The 22,327-nt window shown below is 41.0% G+C and carries 17 protein-coding genes; 3 read left to right on the forward strand and 14 right to left on the reverse strand.

Features of this window, described 5'->3' with window-relative positions:
• Positions 1-110: 110 nt before the first annotated feature.
• On the reverse strand, positions 111-1,850 hold the full coding sequence (locus tag O2S85_RS15575) for a PrpR N-terminal domain-containing protein (RefSeq protein WP_269410219.1): 1,740 nt from the start codon (positions 1,848-1,850) through the stop codon (positions 111-113).
• Between the two features lie 319 nt (positions 1,851-2,169).
• Here O2S85_RS15575 and O2S85_RS15580 point away from each other — a divergent pair, with 319 nt between their 5' ends.
• Positions 2,170-2,331: an aspartyl-phosphate phosphatase Spo0E family protein gene (locus O2S85_RS15580; RefSeq protein ID WP_269410220.1), complete on the forward strand. Its 162-nt coding sequence runs from the start codon at positions 2,170-2,172 to the stop codon at positions 2,329-2,331.
• A 260-nt stretch (positions 2,332-2,591) separates the two neighbouring features.
• Positions 2,592-3,782, forward strand: coding sequence for a DUF4317 domain-containing protein (locus O2S85_RS15585; protein ID WP_269410221.1), 1,191 nt, complete (start codon positions 2,592-2,594; stop codon positions 3,780-3,782).
• 431 nt (positions 3,783-4,213) lie between these two features.
• Here the strand turns inward: O2S85_RS15585 and O2S85_RS15590 are convergent, their stop codons facing one another.
• Positions 4,214-7,408 carry a DEAD/DEAH box helicase gene (locus O2S85_RS15590; RefSeq protein WP_269410222.1) on the reverse strand — a complete coding sequence of 1,065 codons (3,195 nt, stop codon included), beginning with the start codon at positions 7,406-7,408 and terminating at the stop codon, positions 4,214-4,216.
• Positions 7,409-7,633: 225 nt separating this feature from the next.
• Here O2S85_RS15590 and O2S85_RS15595 point away from each other — a divergent pair, with 225 nt between their 5' ends.
• The gene (locus tag O2S85_RS15595) at positions 7,634-8,215 is read left to right on the forward strand and encodes a GNAT family N-acetyltransferase (RefSeq protein WP_369419557.1); all 582 of its coding nucleotides are present in this window, start codon (positions 7,634-7,636) and stop codon (positions 8,213-8,215) included.
• A gap of 140 nt (positions 8,216-8,355) precedes the next feature.
• Here the strand turns inward: O2S85_RS15595 and O2S85_RS15600 are convergent, their stop codons facing one another.
• From O2S85_RS15600 to O2S85_RS15655, 12 genes are all read right to left on the reverse strand, one after another.
• Positions 8,356-9,975 carry an amidohydrolase gene (locus O2S85_RS15600; protein ID WP_269410223.1) on the reverse strand — a complete coding sequence of 540 codons (1,620 nt, stop codon included), beginning with the start codon at positions 9,973-9,975 and terminating at the stop codon, positions 8,356-8,358.
• Positions 9,976-10,003: 28 nt separating this feature from the next.
• Positions 10,004-11,527 carry a sodium/glutamate symporter gene (locus O2S85_RS15605; protein ID WP_269410224.1) on the reverse strand — a complete coding sequence of 508 codons (1,524 nt, stop codon included), beginning with the start codon at positions 11,525-11,527 and terminating at the stop codon, positions 10,004-10,006.
• A 477-nt stretch (positions 11,528-12,004) separates the two neighbouring features.
• Positions 12,005-12,490, reverse strand: a complete 486-nt coding sequence (locus tag O2S85_RS15610; protein WP_269410225.1) for an acyl-CoA thioesterase — start codon at positions 12,488-12,490, stop codon at positions 12,005-12,007.
• A gap of 193 nt (positions 12,491-12,683) precedes the next feature.
• Positions 12,684-14,417 (reverse strand): class I adenylate-forming enzyme family protein, encoded by a 1,734-nt coding sequence (locus O2S85_RS15615; RefSeq protein ID WP_269410226.1) that lies wholly within the window; start codon positions 14,415-14,417, stop codon positions 12,684-12,686.
• 1,175 nt (positions 14,418-15,592) lie between these two features.
• A complete protein-coding gene (locus O2S85_RS15620) occupies positions 15,593-16,408 on the reverse strand; it encodes an ABC transporter permease (protein WP_269410227.1) in 816 nt (271 codons plus the stop codon).
• Between the two features lie 12 nt (positions 16,409-16,420).
• Positions 16,421-17,362 (reverse strand): ABC transporter permease, encoded by a 942-nt coding sequence (locus O2S85_RS15625; RefSeq protein ID WP_269410228.1) that lies wholly within the window; start codon positions 17,360-17,362, stop codon positions 16,421-16,423.
• A gap of 163 nt (positions 17,363-17,525) precedes the next feature.
• Positions 17,526-17,675: a hypothetical protein gene (locus O2S85_RS15630; protein ID WP_269410229.1), complete on the reverse strand. Its 150-nt coding sequence runs from the start codon at positions 17,673-17,675 to the stop codon at positions 17,526-17,528.
• Between the two features lie 14 nt (positions 17,676-17,689).
• The gene (locus O2S85_RS15635) at positions 17,690-19,216 is read right to left on the reverse strand and encodes an ABC transporter substrate-binding protein (RefSeq protein ID WP_439649409.1); all 1,527 of its coding nucleotides are present in this window, start codon (positions 19,214-19,216) and stop codon (positions 17,690-17,692) included.
• A 144-nt stretch (positions 19,217-19,360) separates the two neighbouring features.
• On the reverse strand, positions 19,361-20,323 hold the full coding sequence (locus O2S85_RS15640; RefSeq protein WP_269410231.1) for a P1 family peptidase: 963 nt from the start codon (positions 20,321-20,323) through the stop codon (positions 19,361-19,363).
• On the reverse strand, positions 20,320-20,508 hold the full coding sequence (locus O2S85_RS15645) for an oligopeptide/dipeptide ABC transporter ATP-binding protein (protein ID WP_367747834.1): 189 nt from the start codon (positions 20,506-20,508) through the stop codon (positions 20,320-20,322). The genes O2S85_RS15640 and O2S85_RS15645 overlap by 4 nt, the downstream gene beginning before the upstream one ends.
• 33 nt (positions 20,509-20,541) lie before the next feature.
• Complete coding sequence (locus tag O2S85_RS15650) at positions 20,542-21,279, reverse strand: MBL fold metallo-hydrolase (protein WP_269410232.1); 738 nt, start codon at positions 21,277-21,279, stop codon at positions 20,542-20,544.
• Positions 21,280-21,552: 273 nt separating this feature from the next.
• Positions 21,553-22,083, reverse strand: coding sequence for a DUF2165 family protein (locus O2S85_RS15655; protein WP_269410233.1), 531 nt, complete (start codon positions 22,081-22,083; stop codon positions 21,553-21,555).
• Positions 22,084-22,327 lie beyond the last annotated feature (244 nt).

The raw sequence follows: 22,327 nt of genomic DNA on the forward strand, positions 1-22,327 counted from the left end.
AACAGTTTATTTATGTAAAAATAACAGCAAAAGGGGTTAGTTGTTTTATTTTGCAATAAAAAGAAGCCTGGCTTGAGGCTCCATTTGATATTAATATTTACACTCATTATTTATCCATGCAATTTCCGCCAAAGCGTCGACCGATTAATACCCAATCTTTTCGCAGCTCGTGATTGATTATTTCCTTCCTCTTGCAAAACCTTTTGAATCATTTGTTGTTCCATTTCTTTTAATGTGCCGGAAACAGGAAGATTATCGCTATACGCTTGATCTTTCATCTCGTTGAGGCATACAGCCAAATTTCTAACTTGAGCAAGTTCAATATAGTTGCCATCAGTCATGAGACTCAGCTCCCGAATAAATCTTTTCAATTGGCTGATGTTTCCTTCCCATTCATAACTCTTTAGCAGATCCATTGCATCCGGCTTCACGCCCAATGTTTCATTTCCGTTTTCTGCATGAAGTTCCGTGAGAAAATAGTTGACGAACCCCGGAATATCTTCCTTTCTCTGCCGCAATGGTAATACATGTAAGGTCTGCTGTACGATTCTTTCATATAGACCTTTACTGAATTTTTCCTGAGCCACCAATGTATCTAATGGGGTACTCGACAAGGCTAAAATTTGTAATCTAGTTGAAAGCAATAATTCTAAAAAGTTCCCCTGTACGGCAACTGGTATTTCATCCACGTCTTTTAAAAGCAGACTTCCTTTGCGCATTGCAAGCAAATGGTGTTTCCATTCTGTTATCTCTTGAGGTGTGATACGGCTGCATTCGACAATAACCAATGGTGACAATGGACCATGTTTTGCTAAATGTATTTCCTTGGCTATCGTTTGTTTTCCAGTGCCTTTTTCCCCAAAAATACAAATGGCCTCATTCACTTTGGCAAATGTAGTAATGCTGCCTCTTAGTCGATTTGCTTGACCACTTTCGCCAATAATCGGAACATGCGCCAAATCACGTTCAATATAAACGGACTGTTCATGATTTAATCTTTTTATTTCATGAATAACCAAGCCAACGATTTGTTCCGTTTTGTTAGCCGGAAAACCTTGCACCATGTATTTATATTGAGATCGGCTGCATTCTGTCCATTGGCTAGTCTCATTCATCCGTACGTTTTGAACCATTTTTATGATCTCCGGTTCTTGCAGCAATTGTTCATCATCCATGTCCCGTTGGAAAGAAATATTTTTATCGATTACCTCGTTATCCTTGTTTAACATCACTATGGGAAACGGGATGGATCGATAGGACTCCTGCAAAAAGTAAAATTGCTTTTTCAAATTGTCAAAAAGCCGGCAAACCCTTTTCCCTTCTTCCAATGCATCCATAAGGGCTTCTTTACCGGATGTGATGAGGACACCGCGCATCCCGATCTGTTCAGCCACTTGAATCGTAATCACATCGCCAATTACAACGTCATATCCCTGGGATTTAAGCTGTTTCAAGCGCCCGCCAACCTCATCACCACTCTGAATCGTAACCACATGGACATCCAATTCCAAAATATTGCACAATGTCGCTGCACCTTGGGTAATATTTTCAAAACCAACCAGTGCAACTTCTTCCTTAATATCACGAATGAGTGTAAAAACGCGCAGCATATCATATCCGCTTATATCAATATGGACAACCGGAATAGAAACAGCTTCTTGAATAAGTGCGGCTGTCCCGCCACGACTTATAATGACGTCATACTCCTCCTGTTCAGCCAAACGCGCCATTTCCACGCCCTCTTGCAAGTTTGCCACCTTTATATCGAATTCAATATCCATTGGAACATCCATTTTTTCCGCAGTTCTAGCCAATCCGGAATATGGGGCAATTAGTAATGCTTTGATCATATCGACACCTCATTTGTTGCATATTTCAACAGTTATATTATGGCATAGATAGCGGGAAATGTCACCCAGCAACGGTAAATCATTGAATGGATAGCTGCTTCACGAGCGTCCGCTAATGTTATTCGTTAGCCAAATGGAATACTCTTTCCGCCATTCTTCCCATGATCACCCAAATAAGCCTTATTATCTGCACATACAAATCCAAACATATTAGTTATTTAACGACAATTATACTACTTTTTTCTTGCTATTGAGCTTTTTTGCAGGTTGGGGTAGTGTTTACGATAGTGTTTAAAATGAAAACTGGGGTTAAAAGGTAATGAAATCAAAAAAGCAACTACGGGAACAGATTGAAAAATTAAAAACAGATATGATTGCATCCGGTAACAAAAAAGGTCTTAATCATCCATTAACTGTTAAAATTAGTCAGGAATTGGACGAGCTAATAAACGAATATATGAAATTAACGCAACAAAAATAGTGCGGTAGAGAAACCATCCAAACCATACATAGCCTTTATACCGAGACATACACCGGCCTTTCATTCCATTAGCTAGTATTTAGCGATACCCATATCTTTCCCACTTATTGTAAGCGATGTCACATATGTGATATGATACTCCCTTCCTATCATTTTTGGTAATAACCAGAAGATGCGGGAGAAACAAATGGCTTGTATGATAGAATGGGAGAATGTATAGATAAACATACATGCTGATAACCGACTGGGAGTGAGCGAAATTGAACAAAAAAGATATAGCAAATATTCGTAAACAATTTAAAATAAATAACGATTTATTAAATATTCATGAAATCTTTCATGTGTACATCTTGAAAGAATCGAGTGAAATCTATCATCATCAAAGTTCACCATTTGAATTGCTGGAGCAGGAACAACAAGAATTATTCATGGACAACTTTAAAAAAGTACTATCAGGCCAACTGGATGAAAAATTATTCGAATTAAAGTTCCAACGTAATGTGGAAAATAACAGTCAGTTAATACTGCACCAAGGTCTATTAAGTAACGATACGGAAGAATGGAAAAGCCATATGCTTCGTCTGGTCGAAAAAATGCTGAAGGATAAGCAATATGACATGGATATTGTTATAACTTTTATTAGGGGAGAATATATGAAACCGATGAAACGCCGGAATGAAGAGGCGGAAGAAAGTGAACGCGATAAAGTCTATTCCCATTCTTTTATATTATGCAGCATGAATAAAACGCAAGATCCGAAAAAAGAATTACTATTTGACTATGTGGAAAAGGAATTTAAATATAATTTTGTCGTGGATCCCATTATCAATCTAAAAGCGCCAATATCCGGGTTTCTATTCCCGTGCTTCACAGATAATGCTGCCGATGTCAACCACATACTTTATTCAACAGGGAAAAAATATGAACCGGATTACCACTTTATGGAGGAAGTATTAAACGCGGAAGAAATAATGACTGCTGCTGAGGATAAAATTGTGTTTGAAGAAGTTGTCAGAAAAGTAGCTGGTGATCAAATCAATACATCCACCCTTTCAAATGTATATGAAGAGATCCATCATGTCCTGGAAGAAAATGAAGAAGAAGATGCGCCGAAATTAGACTATAAAGATGTAGAAAAAGTTCTTAAGAGCAGTGGCGTAGAGGATGTCGATACAGAAAAGGTAGAAACCGCGTTTAAAACAGTAATCGATGATGAAAAATACGAGTTAAAAGCGAATAATATCATACCGAAATATAATTCCAAGTCGATCAAAATTAAAACTAAAGCGGCGGATATTTCTATTAGCCCACAAGATTTGAGATATGTCCGCCAAGTGAAGTTGGACGGAAAGCTTTGCTTAATGATTGAAGTCGAAGAAAATACGGTAATTGAAGGCTTTGAAATGATACCGGAAGCTTTATTCGAAAAAGCTAAAGAGAATGAAGAATGATTGTGAACGAAAAGGGACAGGAAGCTTGCAAGCGTAACCTGTCTTTTTTTATGTTGTGGTTAAAGGCTTAGAAAGCGTAAAAATCAACATTTGACATACCAATAAATATGTGTTATATTAATTAGTCGAGTCTAGGTTATGGAAAGGCTCTATGTTAAGCTGTTGTACGATTTTTAAGGAGGTGAAATAATATGACAAGACAATGGAATTTTATTATGGAAAATAAACTAATCACCGTTTATGGTAAAGATGTTAAACAAGCAGAGAAAAAGGCATTAAAAATATTTAAAGAAATGCAGAAAGCAAGCTAACCAATACACCGACCGACATTAAGATGGTTGGTGTTTTTTTATAGTGCTAACTATTTGTTTCGGAACTTAAGGTAACAAGGCGGCTGAATATTTCCGTAATCTCAAACCGCCCATGTCCCACTATATCATCAATATATCCCGAATATCCTCTTCTGTCAGCGTTTGTGTCAATGCCTCTTGTGCATCAATCACTTCCTCAACCAGATGCCGCTTTTTTTCTTGCAGGGCATTCATTTTTTCTTCGATCGTACCACGGGCAACCAGCTTGATAACCTGTACCGCATTGGTCTGGCCAATTCGGTGAGCACGGTCTGCTGCCTGCTCCTCAACGGCGGGATTCCACCAGTTGTCATAAAGAATAACAGTGTCAGCCCCCGTTAAATTTAAACCGGTGCCGCCTGCTTTTAAGGAAATGAGAAATAGATTCCGTTCGCCGGCATTAAAACGGTCACACCTTGAGATTCGCTCTTCGGACGGTGTATGGCCGTCAAGATAGAAAAACGACATTCCCCTTACAGCTAATTCTCTACCGATAAGCCTCAGCATTTCCGTGAATTGGGAAAATATTAATACCCTTCTTCCCGACACCCTGGATTCCTCCAAAATTTCCAGGAGTTGTTCAAATTTTGCCGAACTCCCTTGATATCCATCTACAAACAATGCTGGATGACAACAAATTTGCCGTAACCGGGTAAGCCCGGCAAGGATTCTGATCCTGTTTTTCCGAAATGTGTCCTTATCCAGATGCTTCAATGTATCATGACGCAATTTTGCCAAATAAGCAGCATACAATTTCTTCTGCTCAGGCAGCAAGTCAGCGGATTCCTGTGAATTGACTTTTTCAGGCAACGCAGGTAGTACGTCCGCTTTTGTTCGGCGCAGTAAAAATGGCCGAATACGCCGGATAATCTTTTTCCTCGGCAGATTGCTGTAGTCCTTTAATCCTTGAAATAATTCAGGAAAAACAACATGGAAAATAGACCACAGTTCTTCCAAAGAATTTTCAATCGGGGTTCCCGTAAGCGCAAAATGATGATTTGCATTGATTTTCTTCACTGCTCTTGCTGTTTGGGTGACGGGGTTTTTAAAGGCCTGTGCCTCATCGAAAAACACGGTATGAAATGTTTGTTTCGCGTACCACCGTGAATCCATACGCAATAGTGGATAAGAAGTAATCACCACATCTTTATCCATGGCATCCTTTTGCAAAGCGATTCGTGCCGCTTGATTGCCATCAACTACCACTGCCTTTATATCTAGCGCAAAGCGAGTGATTTCGCTAAGCCAGTTATAAGTTAAAGCGGATGGGGAGACAATCAGCGCGGGTTGTTTCTGTTTACGGATATCAGTAAGATGGGATAAAATAAAGGCAATACTTTGCAGGGTTTTGCCCAGTCCCATATCATCTGCAAGTATTCCGCCAAAACCATGACTGGCAAGCGTCTTCATCCAGCGAAAGCCATGTTTTTGATACTCATGCAAGATAGGCTCCAGGATGGGCGGGACATCAAATGCCAGCTTGTCCGGTTGCTGGATATCCGCCCAAAATTGACGGAAGGATTGCTCAAACTCGAACACCTCCGTATCGTTGGTCACATCCAACAGTCGAAAACCTTCCAAAACTGGCACATTCAACCCACTTTCCAGATCAACATCCTGAGCCGGTTCCGTATGCAGAAAACGTTGGATTTCCTCAAACCCTCTTGTCTCTAATGACAATAGTGAACCGCTGTTTAAGCGATAATACTTGCGCTTTTCCTCCAATGCCTTAAGTATTTGCTTCATCTCTTTATCTGGAATTCCAGCCATGTCAAATGTAAATTCCAGCCAATTGATCCGCTCTCGTTTCATCCGTACCCGAATCCGGGGATGTGCCTTTTCTTTTAACACCCGATTTCTCACCGCGGTTGTTGCGTAAACCTTTACCAGCTGTTCCAACTCGGGAAGCCGATGATACAAAAATTCATATTCCAATGCTTCATTATGCATGTAGTAACCCGATTCCGTTTGCGTAAATCCGCTGTCTCTCATGAATTGTAGAATCGCATCCTCTTTTGCTGCATCCCTTATTAGCGTTGTCGGTTGATTCTCCGTTTGCATCGGGTTGATCACAACGCCTTCATAATGAAATTCCAAACCCGCTAGCAGACGGTTATGGACGCGATCCAAATACAGCTTGGCAACCAATGGTGTTTTTAGGAGTTGCTGCGATATCGATCGCGGCAGCGTAACATCCCCGAGTTCTTTCAAGCCAGGTATCACTTTTTCCAGAAAATATTGCATGTTTTGTTTGGGGATCCGAATTTGACGGTGACTCGAAGTTGCAAGCATCTGCTTTAATTCAGCAAGCCGCTTGCTCTTTTCCCCATCCAGCCGAATCAATTTCCCCGCATATAACACCATTTGATAGTCATCCATCAATTTAATCTGATCTATTCCCTGTATGTTTAGCTGGTAGTCACCGCTCCCGCCGTCTAAAAAAACAAATTGCAAAGGGAGGGTGTCATTAGTTATCGGCAGACCATCCACTATTTTTCCATCATCCATAAGCTTCACAAAGGGCGCAATTGAAAGTAATGGCACAAGCTTTTCCAATAAGGATGGCGGAATGATTAGTGTGTGGCTGCCAATTGCGTGATTAGATTGGTTCGCAACTGCGGGATCATACACCTTTTCATCATCCGTCACTTGGATGAGCTGCTGAACCACATCATCCGTTTCACCTTGGAAGCAATGCTCACTTGGCTCATACGTAAAATCGGCAGAAATGATATAAGAGGTACCCGTTTTAACATGACCGAGAAAATCCCGGATATGTCGCACTTGATTCGATCCGATCATCAGTTCAATCCCTAACATATGCTTCGTCTCATCTACAACGACAGGTTTACATAGGAAGACCACCTCAAGCAATTGTCTCGTTTCAAAATGTGGCTGGTATCTGCTGGTATATCTCCTTTCCTGACGAAACAGGTTTAGCAGGCCTTGAGCCAGCGCGGGATCAATTTTGGAATCTATAGTCGTGGGGTGCTGTTGGTCAGCCATTGCCAGTAAAACAGCAGCGACATGCTGGCATTCATTTTTCACGGAAGTCAGTTTGGGACAGCTGCATGCCGTTCGCACACCGAATTCCCCAGATGGATCCGATTCAATTGTGACATGGAAGTCTTCTTTTCCTATCACCGTTGCCTCACAGCGATCAGAGCTGATATGTTCGAATGTTACTTGCTGCTTATGATAAAAATCGTTACCTTTTTTGAAGGAGGCAGTCCCACACAATTTCATAATCTCATCTTGGGTTAATGCTATGTCCACATTTCCAGCTCCTCACTAAAGGTAAACCATCTTGTTTCCATACTATCTGTGTGTTCGATGGAATCTTATGTTCTTATTTTATTATAATAAATGCCGTATGTCACGGTAATACTTTGCGTTTATCACAACCAGCAAGATTGGCCTTGTATTTTCCTTTATAATGATGGATTGATGGCGATATAATTATCAATACAGCGGGTGTCAAGAGATTGATTTAGCGTAGTGATGCCAATAACAGAGGTGATTTTAATGAAAAGAATACCACTTAAAATGGTAAGAACAAATTTGTTGGATATTCCACAATATCCACTCCCAGCCGGTTTTCGCATTCGTTTGTTTGAAAAGGGTGACGAACATCATTGGGCCAGGGTTGAAACCAGTGTAGATGAATTTACAAGCGAGAAAGAAGCACTGGTACACTTTAACAAGGAATTTGGACCATATATTGATGAGATGACCAAACGATGTGTTTTCATAGAGAATGAACAAGGACAGGTGATTGGAACTACAACGGCATGGTATGGTGACTTGACTGGCGATGAGGAAATAGCGGGTAGAATCCATTGGGTAGGTGTTGTTCCTGCATATCAAGGAAAGAAACTTGCCAAGCCTTTACTGAGTGCAGCCATGAATATTCTTGCTGATTATCATGCAACAGCTTATCTCACATCGCAAACAACAAGCTATCAGGCTATTAATATGTATTTAAATTTCGGATTTAAACCTTTTATCACCGGTCCAAGTTGTCAAGAAGCATGGTCGCTGTTAGAAGAGGTGTTAAACCGGAAAATAGTAGGGTATCTATAAACCGTGGCCAGTATTAAATTGCACCCGGTTACACGAAACACCAAAACCAATGCCTTTACTGCCTCCAGTAACAAGTGCAAAATACTGTCATAAAAACCCAAAAGTTTTTATGACAGTATCACAAAAATATAAAAATAAATCTATTTTGTAGCCGCGAAATCCATGTTATAAATTGTATTTCCTTCCTTTATTGTCTCTACAACTTGTATATCCTTCAGTTTCATTTTGTCTACCTTTAACGGGTTTTGGTCTAATATAACAAAGTCAGCAAGTTTTCCCTCTTTGATACTGCCTTTCTGGTCTTCTTCAAAATATGCGTATGCTGCATTGATTGTAACAGCCTTCAAGGCATCATAGACGGGAACGCATTCCTCAGGTCCAATCTTAACGCCTTTTCTCGTGATTCGGTTCACCGCGCACCATATTGTATGGAGCATATCGGGTTTTACCACTGGTGCGTCTTGGTGGAAGTTTACCACAAGCCCCCGGTTAAAAGCTGATTTTGCAGGGCTGATTCGGCTTCCACGCTCATGCCCCAAATTTTTCAGATGCACATCTCCCCAATAGTACGTATGAGGTAAAAATATAGAAGGAATCATCGATAATTCAACCATTTTATCCAACTGATCATATCGAACAGTTTGACAATGGATCATAACCGGACGCAAATGATGTTTATTGGCGTTATTTGATTCTTGCAATGCGGCCTCGTAATTTTTTAAAAGTTGGTCGGATGCAGCATCACCATTACAGTGGGTCAGAAGCTGTACATTATCATTAATAGCTTGTGATACATATTGCTTTACTTGTTCATCTTGATACCACGGATAACCACGATAGCTTTCCTCCCCTTCATACGGTTCCGTCAACCATGCTGTTTTACCCTGAGGCGAGCCATCCAAAAAGAGTTTATACCCACCTATTTTCAAACGTTTATGATATTGTTTAGCGTATGTCTCATTCTTTTTCATATCATCGGGGTTTTCAACTACTAACGGATATGCGACAACATCTACTTTTAAATCATCTCGTTCCGCCAATGTTTTTAAAAGCTCAAGAGTTTCATGTGACGTTGCTCCATCTTGAACCGTCGTAATTCCATTTTTAATATAAATATCTTGACCCAGATTGGTTAACTGTACATAATCCATATTTATATCCGAAAATGCGTTTTTTCGTAAACTCATCATGCTTCCTTCTTCCAAATAACCATTTGGTTCCCGCGTTCCTTCTATTCTACCGATGACTCCTCCGTCTTCATCAGGCGTGTTTTCATCGATTCCTGCCAATTTCAGGGCGGCATCATTGGCACAACCAACGTGACCGGATGCATGGGAAATAAAGATAGGATGTTCCATCGATACTTGATTTAGCACATCCTTTGTCGGATGCTTCTCCTCTTTCAGGAAGTTATGATCATAGCCAAAACCAACAACGGGGTCTCCCTTTTTTAATCCCTTATGATGAATATATGATTTCAGTGTATAAATAATATCATCAAAACTCTCACATACACTCAAATCGGCCATGATTGACATGGGGCCTACCATGGAAACATGCCCATGAGGATCAATGAATCCTGGCATCAATGTATTTCCTTTCAAGTCAACCTTCATAACATTTGGATCACCCATAAAGGTTTGCAATTCTTCTAAGTGGCCAACCTTCTTAATCACCCCATCTTCAATTAATACCGCCTCCGCTACATCCTCTTCGTTCTCCATGGTTATGATGTCTCCACCATAATACAATTGTTTCATAAATAAACGCTCCTCTCTTTCATCTATATTATTCAGCTATTGTCTTTATATGTTCTACCTCGGTTATAGGTTTTGTTTTAAAGTTATACGTCTTATTACCCCATACCTTGAATATTTTTAATACGATTAAATAGATTGGAATCGGTACCAAAAGCAGGAGTAACCCTATATTCATAGATAATGCACCCGAAGCAATAGCTAATATTGTAGTAACCGTAACATAAGAGGCAGCCATTGGTAAATTCATCAATCCTAATTCAACCGCTGTTGTGGTTTTTAAAGAAGGATCAATAATTCTCACAAGCGCAATACCACTTGGTACGGTGCCTGTGGCTGTACCATATAAACCAAGAGTTCTTTCAAAATCATTCTCTCCACCAATTCTTTGGCCAAAATAAATGCATATTACAACAGTTAAAGCAGAGATCACAATAGCCTCAATTATGATTGGAACCAGCCATTCACCGATTACGCCAAATGGTACCGCCATAAATGATGCAACCACTAAATAATCTGTTGACCAACCGGTAATCTTAGATTGAAAAGTATTATCGAGCATGTTATCAATACGTAGTTTCTTCATTATAAATTTTACGAGATACCCTGCTAACATACCATAAATAAATAACATAGCACTAAAAGTCGGGCCTATACCGGGAATATACGAAATTACTTCCGCCATGCCCAAAGCTAAAACAAAACAGAGACCAATTATCGCAAAATGAAAAGTCATCGTGTCCATGTTGCCGCTAAATGTTGTCTCATTTCCCAACGTTTCTCTTTTCTCATCCTTCAGATAATAGCCTCTTTCAACAAAACCATCAATGCTGGATTTACCCAACTTTTTGGCCAGACCCTTTTTGATACCAAACCTCGCCAAAGGAACGCCAACTAGAAAACAAGCTAAAAATCCTACTGCAGCAAATGTGATTCCTACGGTGGCAGCATTTGCAATTCCGTATTGTTGGTCCATAATCGTACCGAAAGTAGCAGCTTGACCAGGACCTTGTGCAAAAGCAAAAGGAATTAGTAAACCATAGACTGGATTCATTCCAAAAAATCCACCGATACTCATGAGAACAATAACACCAATGACAGGGGTAAGAGCATATAATAAATTCCAGAGAAAACCTAAACCCATCGAACCTTTCGCAATACTTTTCCCAATAGAACCTGATGACTTTGACTTCGGGCTGCTTGTCAATCCGATGGAAATAAACGTAATCGTAAATAAGAAATTTACAATATTTACGTACATGTCTGTGTTAGTCAAAGTGATAAGATTCGTATTCATGACAATCAAACCTATTACTCCGGCAATAACACTTGCAGGCACTAGCATTTTTCTTATAAAAGTAACCTTTGCCCGAATAATCATGCCAATACAGAGCATAATACTCGCTAACCCAAACGCTATCATTAAACTAATGAAAATCTCCTCCCTTTTCAAATATAATTTAAATGATATTTTTGCTGCATTGGTGCTTTTCTTATCTTCACTTAACAGTACAATATTGGCTAATTTTAACTTGGCATAAACAGAGCGAAACATTCCATTAATGAAATCGCTTTCAATACTGGTTACATTTTTATATACTTATAACGATTGTGCTTCTATTAATTAGATTGTTTATAGTGTACATCTTTGTTGATCACTATTCAATATATTTTGGTTATTCCATTTATTCCGAATGATAATGAGATTTATAACGCTTTTTTATAATACCTAGAATTAACATCAAGTAATCCATATCGCTCTTACTAGCAACAGAAATTCAGACCATTCCAGGAACATCAGTAATAACCTACACTTGTAAAAAACTGCCCCACCAGCCAATAATATGGTTGGGGACAGCTCTAATGCTCAAAAACCCATTGCATCATCGTAGCAATTGACAAAAAAGAGGAGGGAAATATTGTCTATTTCTTCCGCTCTTCTCCCTCCAACAGCTAGCTATATGTCGGCCAAGTTCCAAATCTCCTCCAATCTTCAATTTGTACAACTCGAAGTTCACAGAACGGCACACTATTACTTTTGTCGGCTGCCAATTTTCTGAAGAAGTGCATATATATCCGGAGCAGTCTTGTCGATGCGGGCGGATTTCCACTTTTTATTCAGCCACATATGACTTGTACTTCCACTGACAAGCAGCTCTCCAGATGGCTTGTTAGTTGGAGATATATCCTGTTCGCTGTTTGTTGCAAACGCTTCTTCTTCCACTCGCCGTACTTCATAATCAAATTGCAGTCGAATTGGTGAAAATTGCCCTACCTTCGTATAAATAGCCACAAGCTCATTATAGCGAGCTGATTGATGATAATTCAAATCCATATGCAGGACCGGCAAAAGCAGACCCATGTTCTCGATGTCGTGATAGGCAAACCCTGCTTCCTCCATCATTTCTGTCCGGCCAATCTCAAACCAGTTCACATAGTTCCCGTGATGCACCACACCCATCTGGTCCGTATCTTTATAATATACTCGTAATGTATGCCGATACCATGTCTCTTCCATTGGTCACCCTCCTGTTGTATCACTTGTTCATCTTCTATTTGCAGTTGGAGATGGGTCTGTCCGTGGCTACTGAAAATACAAATCGCTGATATATAACTAAATGATTACATAGCAAAAATTCGTGTTTGAGTGCTCATAGATAATCATTTTTCAGTAGCTTCGAAGACCCGTCCTCTGCCCCCCCCCCAAGCCATTATTTTTCTCTACCAAGCCGCTCCATTGCCATCTCTTTCAGCTGGAATTTTTGCACTTTACTTGTACTTGTCAACGGCCAGTCGGATGCCTCGATGAACCAGACATGGCGCGGGATTTTGAAACGTGCAACCCGGGATGCACACCAGTCAATAATGTCACGGCGCACACAGGATTCGCCTGGTTTTAATTCAATAAATGCCGCACCAGCCTCTGTTGTGATTTGATCCGGGACACCGACGATAAACACTTGATTAACAGCCGGATGCTCAGCAATCACTTCCTCCACTTCACGCGGTGCCACCAATTCGCCCGAGACTTTGTATAAATCATTCGTGCGCCCCAGCACTTCTATATAGCCAAATTCATCAATCTGCCCGATATCGCCAGTGCGCAACCAGCCGTCCTTGTCGATTGCACGAGCCGTCTCATCTGGTTTATTATAATAACCATGTGTCACGGTACAGCCCCTGACAGCGAGTGCGCCAATCGAACCGGTCGTGACATCTTCTCCTGTTTCTGGATCAATCGTCTTATACTCCACGACACTCCCGTGAAATTCAGGCTGGCCACAGACACCGCCAAGTTTCGGGCGTCCAACCCTCGTGGCGATCCGTTCAATCGGGTCACCCATCTCAGTGGTCACACCGGATGAGGTTACTTCCGTCTGCCCATAACCAGTACAAATTTCCGTTAAACCAAGCGTCTTTACCGCGTTTTCCCATACATGAATCGGAGCTGGAGCCGCGCCACACCACATGGCAAATAAAGATGATAAATCAAATTCCGACACCCGTGGCTCGTTCAATAACGGCACAAGCATGGATGGGACACATAAAAAATCGTTTGCTTGATAGGCTTCCATCTTTTTTAACGCCGACAATGGTGTGAAACGAGCATCCGAAACAAGCGCGCCACCAACAAAGGACATCGCCAGTAACCCTTCAATAATGGCAAAACAATGGTAAAACGGCAGCGGAGCAAATGTCACCCGGCCATCCTCAATCGCCCGACTTAAGCACGTGCTGTATGAAGAGCGCAACAAATGGTCATGTGTCAGCATCACTCCCTTGGGCTTGCCAGTCGACCCCGAAGTATACATGATCATCGCCACTTCATCCGGATATTCCGATGCACCCCTCCGTTGTTCCAATTCCGTATTCGAAACAGCAATAGATTTAGAACAGAAGAAATGCCAATCCAGGAACCGATCATCATCAATACGATCCACCGTCTCCATGCAAAAGACCTGTTCCAGCAAGCTTTCTTCCCTAAACGTCGGATCATCCAAAAGCTGACTGACCATTTCCGCATAATCTGTACCCTTTATCGTTTCATGCATGATAAGAAAACGCGAATCGGACTGTCGCAAAATATAGGAAAGCTCTTCTTTGGTCAACATCGTATTGATTGGGATAAAAACAGCCCCGACCAATGACGCAGCAATCATCAATGATGGATACACTGCATCGTTTTCCATTAGTACTGCAATATGATCCCGGCGTTTTACACCAAAGTGCAGGAAAGATTTAGCATAGACACGCGCATTTTCCCACACTTCCTGATAGGTTACCTGTGTATCTTCTATGTAAACAAAAGGGCGATCCGGATATGTCCGACATGCTTTGGAAAAATGTGTTGCAAGCGTATTACGTGGCCATACCGGAAATCGTTCTTCAAGTGCCTCCCGTCTTTCTGTGATGGTAAAATCTCTGCCAATTTTCTCTTTTCTCATAGGACATCCCCTTTCAAATAGAAATAACTCCAGTTATCTATTATCATTATACGACCTTTTGCTTTGATAAAAAACTGTTTCCATGAAACGTTAATTCTTAGAAGCCACACAAAAGCTATTGTTTATGTATAGTCCAACAACACGAGGAAAATATTTTTTACGTGTCTATCCTACATCACTCAATCATACTTGCGTCTTTTTTCCTTTTTTTGCCATGAATAAATGATAATCATCATAAATAGCTTGAACAATGTTTTCTATCGCTGAGAATACTGCTAATATGATGTAAATGATATAACTTTTAAAAACCGTGTCCTGGTTCTCACCATATATAAGTCCTTTAAATTTGTTATAACTATCAAAAACCACAAGCAATAACAGTACAGTATACGAAATAATTTTTCTAAGATTTCTTTCGTTACCACTTCTCACCCCTATGTAAATAAAAAAAACCAAGCATACAGGGAGCATCAATAAATAAACATAGACAATTTCCATTGGTATGTTTTCTGATCCTATTGATATGATAATAGCTAATAACAAATAAAAAACGATTAAGTATATGAACATATGAAAAGATGTCTTTCCAAACAGCAGGTTAATTCTGTTAATAATATAGCTATCCTTATTGATAATGATTTTTCTAGACACCTTATGATTCGCATTCAGTTTCATTTCATCTAAAAATGTTCCTAAGAAAATAACCAATAACGGATAGATTATAAACGTTAAGAATATCAGTTTTTCCCCATTGTTATATATTATTGAATACATAAGATATACAAAAAGAATTGTAGATATAAAATATATGATATAAATGGTGTAATTTATAAAAACTGAATTTATCTTTTGACGTTTTAAAATGCCCGATATCCTTTTACACAACTTAAAATACTTATCCATTGCGTATGATAAAATATGATAAAGCACTAACGAAACGATTCCGAATACCAAAAATGTAAGTATCGTTACGATGAGAAATATTTTCAAAGGTAATCACCTCCTAAAACTGGTTTAAAAATAACCTTTTTGATCATGTAACAATCACCCCATATTTAGCTTGCAGCACAACTGTGGGATTATTTGAAGAAACAGTTAAGGGGCAGACTCCAAAATGGGGCCCGCCCCTAACAAAGGTGGGAACTTTTCAACTGTACACTATCCAAAAAAATCCCCTACCTTCCGTGCACATCCGTCATATCCCTCACGCCATTACTCAGCATATAAAATCCTAAAACAATCATTGTAATGGTAATTCCCGGTGCCAGGGCATACCAAGGGCTCGTGCTTAAGTACTCTTGGGATTCCTTAAGCATATAGCCCAAACTCGGGTCTGGAGGCTGTACGCCAAGACCTAAATAGCTTAATGATGCTTCTGCCAATAGAGCGATGGCAAAAGCTACGGAACCAGCAACAATGAGCGGAGAATAAATATTTGGCAAGATTTCTCTGAACACAATTTTAACCGGGTGTAAACCAATGGACTTTGCCGCTTCCACATACTCCAATTCTTTTTGTTGCATAAAACCGCTTCGTGCAATTCTGGCGATACCAGGGGTTGCCAAAATCCCGAGTGCAATGGATGTATTCAGAATACCCGTTCCAAAAACTGCCACAATCATGATTGCTAGAATGATTCCCGGAAATGCCATGAGTCCATCAATACACCGCATCATAATTTCATCGATCCAGCCACCCTTATAGCCAGCAATTCCGCCAATGAGAGTTCCTAGAATGAGTCCCATGGTAACTACAATTGCCCCGACCAAAAATCCGGTTTGCGTACCAACCATGACCCGGCTTAAAATATCCCTGCCAAATTTATCGGTGCCAAACCAATGCGTGGCACTAGGGCCCTGTAGTTTATCACTCACATGCATCGCGTTCACATCATAGGGCGTATAAAAAAAGCTGATGATCATCAAACATATAAAGAAAAGAAGAATACTGCCGCCAAATATAAGGTTAACGTTCCTGAATTTCTTTCGCATAACTACAATCTCCTACCTTAAGCGAATCCTGGGATCTAAGATGGAATAACAGATGTCTACCAAAAAATTGGTGATAACGACAACAAATGCGATATACAGTACAACCCCTTCTATCACGGGGAAATCGCGGTAATTGACCGAGGTGATTAGCAACCGGCCAATACCTGGGAGCGAGAATACTTGTTCCACGACAATCGTTCCTGCAACAACTTCCGCAATAATCAAGCCAAACACTGTCAAAATAGGAATCATGGCATTTTTTAGCACATGCTTATAAAGGATAATTTTTTCCGAAATCCCTTTACTCCGGATGGTGCGCACATAATCTAATTTTGATTGCACTAAAATCGCATTCCGAATATAGCGAAAACTGATAGCAATTTGCGGGATGGCTATGGTAAGTGCTGGCAGGAACAAGGAGCGCAGAGCACCCGAAACACTCTCGCTCCAGGGCACATATCCACCCGTAGCAAACAGCTGAAAGGTGATACCAAACAGTAAAATGAATAGTATCCCAACGAAGAAACTGGGAACCGCCATCCCGAGCTGTGTAAATGATGACAGGAATAAGTCACTGGCCTTATTCTCCCGTTTGGCGGTGTAAATGCCAAGCGGGATGGAGACAATAACGACAATCATGAGCGACATAAATGAAAGCGACAGAGTAACCGGCAACCGCTCCATGATCAAATCCAATACCGGCCGGGAAAATCGCAATGACGTTCCCATATCTCCTTGTAAAAAGCCTGCTACCAAATGGAGATATTGTCTATATTTAGGCTCATCCAAACCAAGTTGCTTCGTCATTGTTTCAATCTGCGCCTCATCAGCATCCGGCCCCAGCATCACCCTTACAGGATCCCCCGGCAGAATTTGAAAAACAAGAAACGTAATCAAGGAGATCAGGACAAGTGTTGCAAACAATAAAATAAATCGTCGAATAACATAGGCCACCGATTACCCCTCCCTTCTAAAATATAATTTGGTGATAGTCCTGTTGTTAGGTTGATGTTTCTTAGAATTAGGTTGATGCGCACAGCCCCAGAATCGATATTTTCTCAAATTCCGTAGATGCCCGCTTTTCCATGGTCGATGTTTCTCTGTATTCGGTTGATGTTCACAAATTCTTGGTCGATGTTTCCATGAATTCGGTTGATGACCGCATTTCCTCGGTCGATATTTCTTTCCATCCGGTTGATATCCACCATCTCCCGGTCGATGTTTCCTCAAATTTGGTTGATGCCTGCATCCCGGCTGGTACACACATCCTTCCAGACAGGTTTATTTTGGTTTGATTTCTGACATGTCCAGGTAGAAGATCGGGTATTTTTTAAAACCTTCCAAGTTATGCAGTCCCCATAGTGTTTGATAATCACAGATAAAGACAGCTGCTGCTTGTTCAGTCAGGATTTCCTGGGCTTGTTTGTACATATCGATACGTTTTTCTTCGGATGGTTCAACCAATGCATCGTCCATGAGCTGGTCATATTCCGGATTGTCAAAATTCGTGAGGTTTCGGCTGCTTAACTTGGATGAGTAGCGTCCCAAAATTTCATACGGATCGAGTTTCCCGGTAAAGTCAATTAAGGTCATGTCATATTGTTTATCCGTATACACATTCTCCAACCATGTTGCCCATTCAACCACTTTGATCTCCACATTAATACCTATTTTTTTCAATTGTTCAGCAACCACTTGAGCTGACTCCGAATACACATCATTATGGGATGAAACAGTTAAGGTAGTTGAAAAACCATCCGGATAACCCGCTTCAGCCAACAGCTTTTTCGCTTTATCCACATCGTAATCATAGTAATCTACCAAATCTTCCTTATAATATGCCCCCATTGCCGGACTCATATTGGAACCAACCTTCGTGGCATGCCCGGAGAATGTTGCCTCGATGATTTGATCCTTATCAATCGCATAATTGAGCGCCTGTCGTACTTTCACATCATTAAATGGTTTTTCCGCATTATTAAGACCCAATAAAAACACCGAGTTATTGTTTTGCTCAATAATGGAATAATCGTCACCTAACTCTGCGGTCTTATGCTCCGGTACATCGGATATATCAATTTGGCCGGATTGCAAATTTAAGAATGCCGATGAATCATCAACCTGGAATGCAAACGTGACCTTGTCCAAATATGGGATGCCATCTTTCCAGTAATCATCGAATTTTTCCAATACCAGATTATTTTCCGGATTGTATTCCACAAATTTGAATGGACCTGTTCCAATCGGGCTATCATTATGGTGTTCCTCATTGGCTTTTGGAATAATGGCAGCATTTTTTCCTGTGAGCTTATTCAAAAAACTTGAATTTGGTTGTTTCAACTTAATGACGACTGTTTTATCATCGGGTGTATCAACCTTTTTGATATCGGTAAAATCCTCTGATAACGGTTCTCCTGTTTCTTTTCCGGTGATGCGATTAAATGAATAGACGACATCTTCCGCGGTAACCGGTTCATTATTATGAAATTTCACGCCATCACGTAATGTAAATGTATAGATAAGTCCATCATCCGACACCTCATATTTCTCAGCAATGCCGGGTTCCACGCCACCTTCTGTCGTTGGGTTCATCAAACCTTCAAAAACATTCAGCATCATACGGTCGGTAATCGATGCCTCGGCCTTATGCGGGTCAAGAAAATCCGGGTCACTGTTAATGCGAACCGTGATTTCTTTTTTCTTGCTTGCATCGCCACCACTTTCCTTACTCGAACAGCCACTAATCATGAAACAAAAAAGAAGTATCCCGATCAATAGCATCACGTTTTTCCGCTGCAAGGTCAACACCTCTTATTTTTCAATTTTTTTGCCTGCTATCAATACGTTGCAGTCAGCCATGTTCACTCGTTCTGTTGTGCTTACAATCATTTACCGTTTCCATCTCTTAATCATGATAGTGTTCAGACAATCGTATACAGGCTATTTAAAAATCTACTTCACATCTTGATACGACGGAATTCCGGGAATACCTTCTGCATGTTTGATGGCACTAACGATGGCTTGTTCCATTGCTTTTGCCGCCATCGTGCCAATGAGGTCAGTTGTTACCCGTTTGCCACCGGTTGCCAGGACAAAAATGGTGTCGCCGTCTTGCATGGTATGTACCGGGAAAATCGTTCTCGCATAGCCATTGTGAGCCATTTGCGCCACTTTCCTTGCTTGTGCTTTTGTCAGTTCAGCATTGACAGCAATCACCCCAATTGTCGTGTTCGCACCTGGCAAGATACTTTGTCTTGAATGATGCTGCATAAATTCCAGACTGTCGATGAGCTTTTCTTCCTTCCTGTCATACGGTCCGGCAAGTATCTCGCCAGTTTCTGGGTCGCGCACATCACCGAAAGCATTGACAGCAACAACAGCACCGACAACGACGCCATCACCCAAATCGATAGAAGCCGTACCAAGTCCACCTTTCATGCAGTTTTCAAGACCAGTAATTTTGCCCACCGTTGCACCACATCCAGCGCCAACATTCCCCTCGGAAAAATCATGGATCGCAGCTTTTTTTGCCGCCTGATAACCCATTTGTTTGTCTGGGCGGATATTCCCATTGCCAACGGGTAAATCAAATAAAGCAGCGGCAGGTACAATCGGAACTTTTGCAACCCCAACGTCAAGACCAATATCATGTTCCTCTAAATACTGCATGACTCCTGATGCGGCATCGAGTCCGAATGCACTGCCACCGGTTAAAACAATCCCATGCACCTCATTAACCGTGTTTACAGGATCCAGCAAATCAGTTTCCTTGGTCCCTGGTGCAGAACCCCTAACTTCAACACCGGCACATGCACCGTTTTCCGTTAAGACGACGGTACAGCCTGTGACTGCATCAGTATTTTCTATATGACCAACCTTTATCCCTGGAACATCGATGATGCTTCCTTTTTTCATTGGGCAACCTTCTCCTTTTTCGTTTCTGATTTTTTATTGTGCAGATGACAGGCAACCGAACGACCTGTTCCGATGCCTTGGAGCACTGGTCTTTGCTGTTTACAAATATCCATTGCCAGCGGACATCTTGTCTGAAACGCACATCCCGATGGCGGGTTCGCTGGACTTGGCACTTCTCCATCCACCCCGGCAACTCCTCCAAGCGAACGTAAAGATGACTATTTACAGCCCCATGTCCACCCAGTGGAGGCAAGCGCTATCTTTCCGTGGTAAATTTCCTTGGCCTGATGCAATAAATCTTGATGGTCTCCATAATGCGGCAAGTGGGTTAACAGCAGCTCCGATACGTCGGCATCATTTGCCAATTGCCCAACATCCACGCTATTCATATGACCCATTGGCAAACCATCCTGTTCCTGGTACAAACTGCATTCACTAATCAGCAAATCCGCCCCCTTGGAAAACGCAACAAGTTCGGGGAACATACTTGTATCCGCTGTATATACAACAACCGTATCTCCCGCTGTAATCCGCATGGCATAACAAGTAACCGGATGCTTGGTTTCGATAAATTCAATCATGAACGGACCAATTTTTAACGTCTGATCCGGATCATAAGCAATCCCTGTTGTCGCGTTTTTATATGTAAGATGGTTAAACTTGTCGCTGTCCAGGGCATGCCCGTATATTGGGAGACTTTCCATATTCGATTTAAGATATGTCTTCACCAGCCGACCGAATTGTAGCGGACCAATATCTGCCACATGGTCGTGATGATAATGGGAGAGTAGCACCGCATCAAGCTCCTCCACATTGATAAAAGCCTGCAATTGAGCAAGTACGCCACTGCCACAGTCAAGTAATAAATGGAAACCATCATGTTGCAACAGATAGCCTGATGTTGCCTCTTTTACTCCGGGAAAACCGCCCCAATAACCAATTACTGTTACTTTCAAGATGCATTCTCCTTTGCTTATGTTACGTATATTTTATCCCTTGACAGCCAGTTCGTCCACCAAAATTCGTTCCCATTTTCAAATTTTCAGTCGAAGGTGGTACACAATTACAATCCATAGAAATGTGGAAAATCCCGATACAGCAGTGCGCATGATATCACTGTATATAAAAAACAGCGAAATTCCAAAAAGGAAAGGTGCACATTGTCATGCACACCTTAAAAGTTTGGGCTGTTGATTAGCACTGTTTTCCTCATGAAATTTGCCGGTGATTCACTTTTTAGTAGTTTCCATGTCATCATTTTTCATTGTAAGAAATATGAGCGTTCCCAAAAGAAATAACGTTAATCTTGTAGCATCGGGAATTCCGTTCCAGTCCGCATTCATCCACATACCGAACCATTCGCCTGCAATAGCCTGAAACCCCAGGAACCATAGGGCAAGGCCTGCCGTTAAACCAATCATACCCCATAATTTTGACTGATGAAAAGCTGCTGGATCACTTTTAAGATGTCGCAGCATGTTAATTCCACCTACCCAACAACTCACCATAATGAAAGCCTCGATCAAAATAATGAGAATATAACCAATGTGATGTATGGTTTCGTTTGTGATGGCTCGATACATAATATCATCGTTAAATGTCTCATCCATGCTTAACACATGCGTTACAAATTCAAAGTTGGTGTAGTAGTCGGTAACATTGCCCAAAACAACAAGTGTTGCAAAAACAGCAAAAGATAAAACCAAAACACTTTTCGATATTCTAATACCGAGACCAAAAGTGGACCCTCCCATATCCATTCCCCCATTTCACTTTAATGGGTATTCAACAGATAACTTGTCCTAGTACAGAAATACAAATGTGGATTTGGCGGCGCGCCTTGCCACTAAAGGGGAACAACTAATGCGGATTATAAAAAGACAGCCCTTATCAGTTGAATTTTAACCGGGCGACCTTTTTGTTAAGGTATATTTAAAAATACATTTAAACGGATTACAATTCATATATGGATGGCTATTATTAGATGTTGGTCTTTGGATGGCA

It is taken from the genome of Lentibacillus daqui (genome assembly GCF_027186265.1).
In the GTDB taxonomy this organism is placed as follows: domain Bacteria; phylum Bacillota; class Bacilli; order Bacillales; family Amphibacillaceae; genus Lentibacillus_C; species Lentibacillus_C daqui.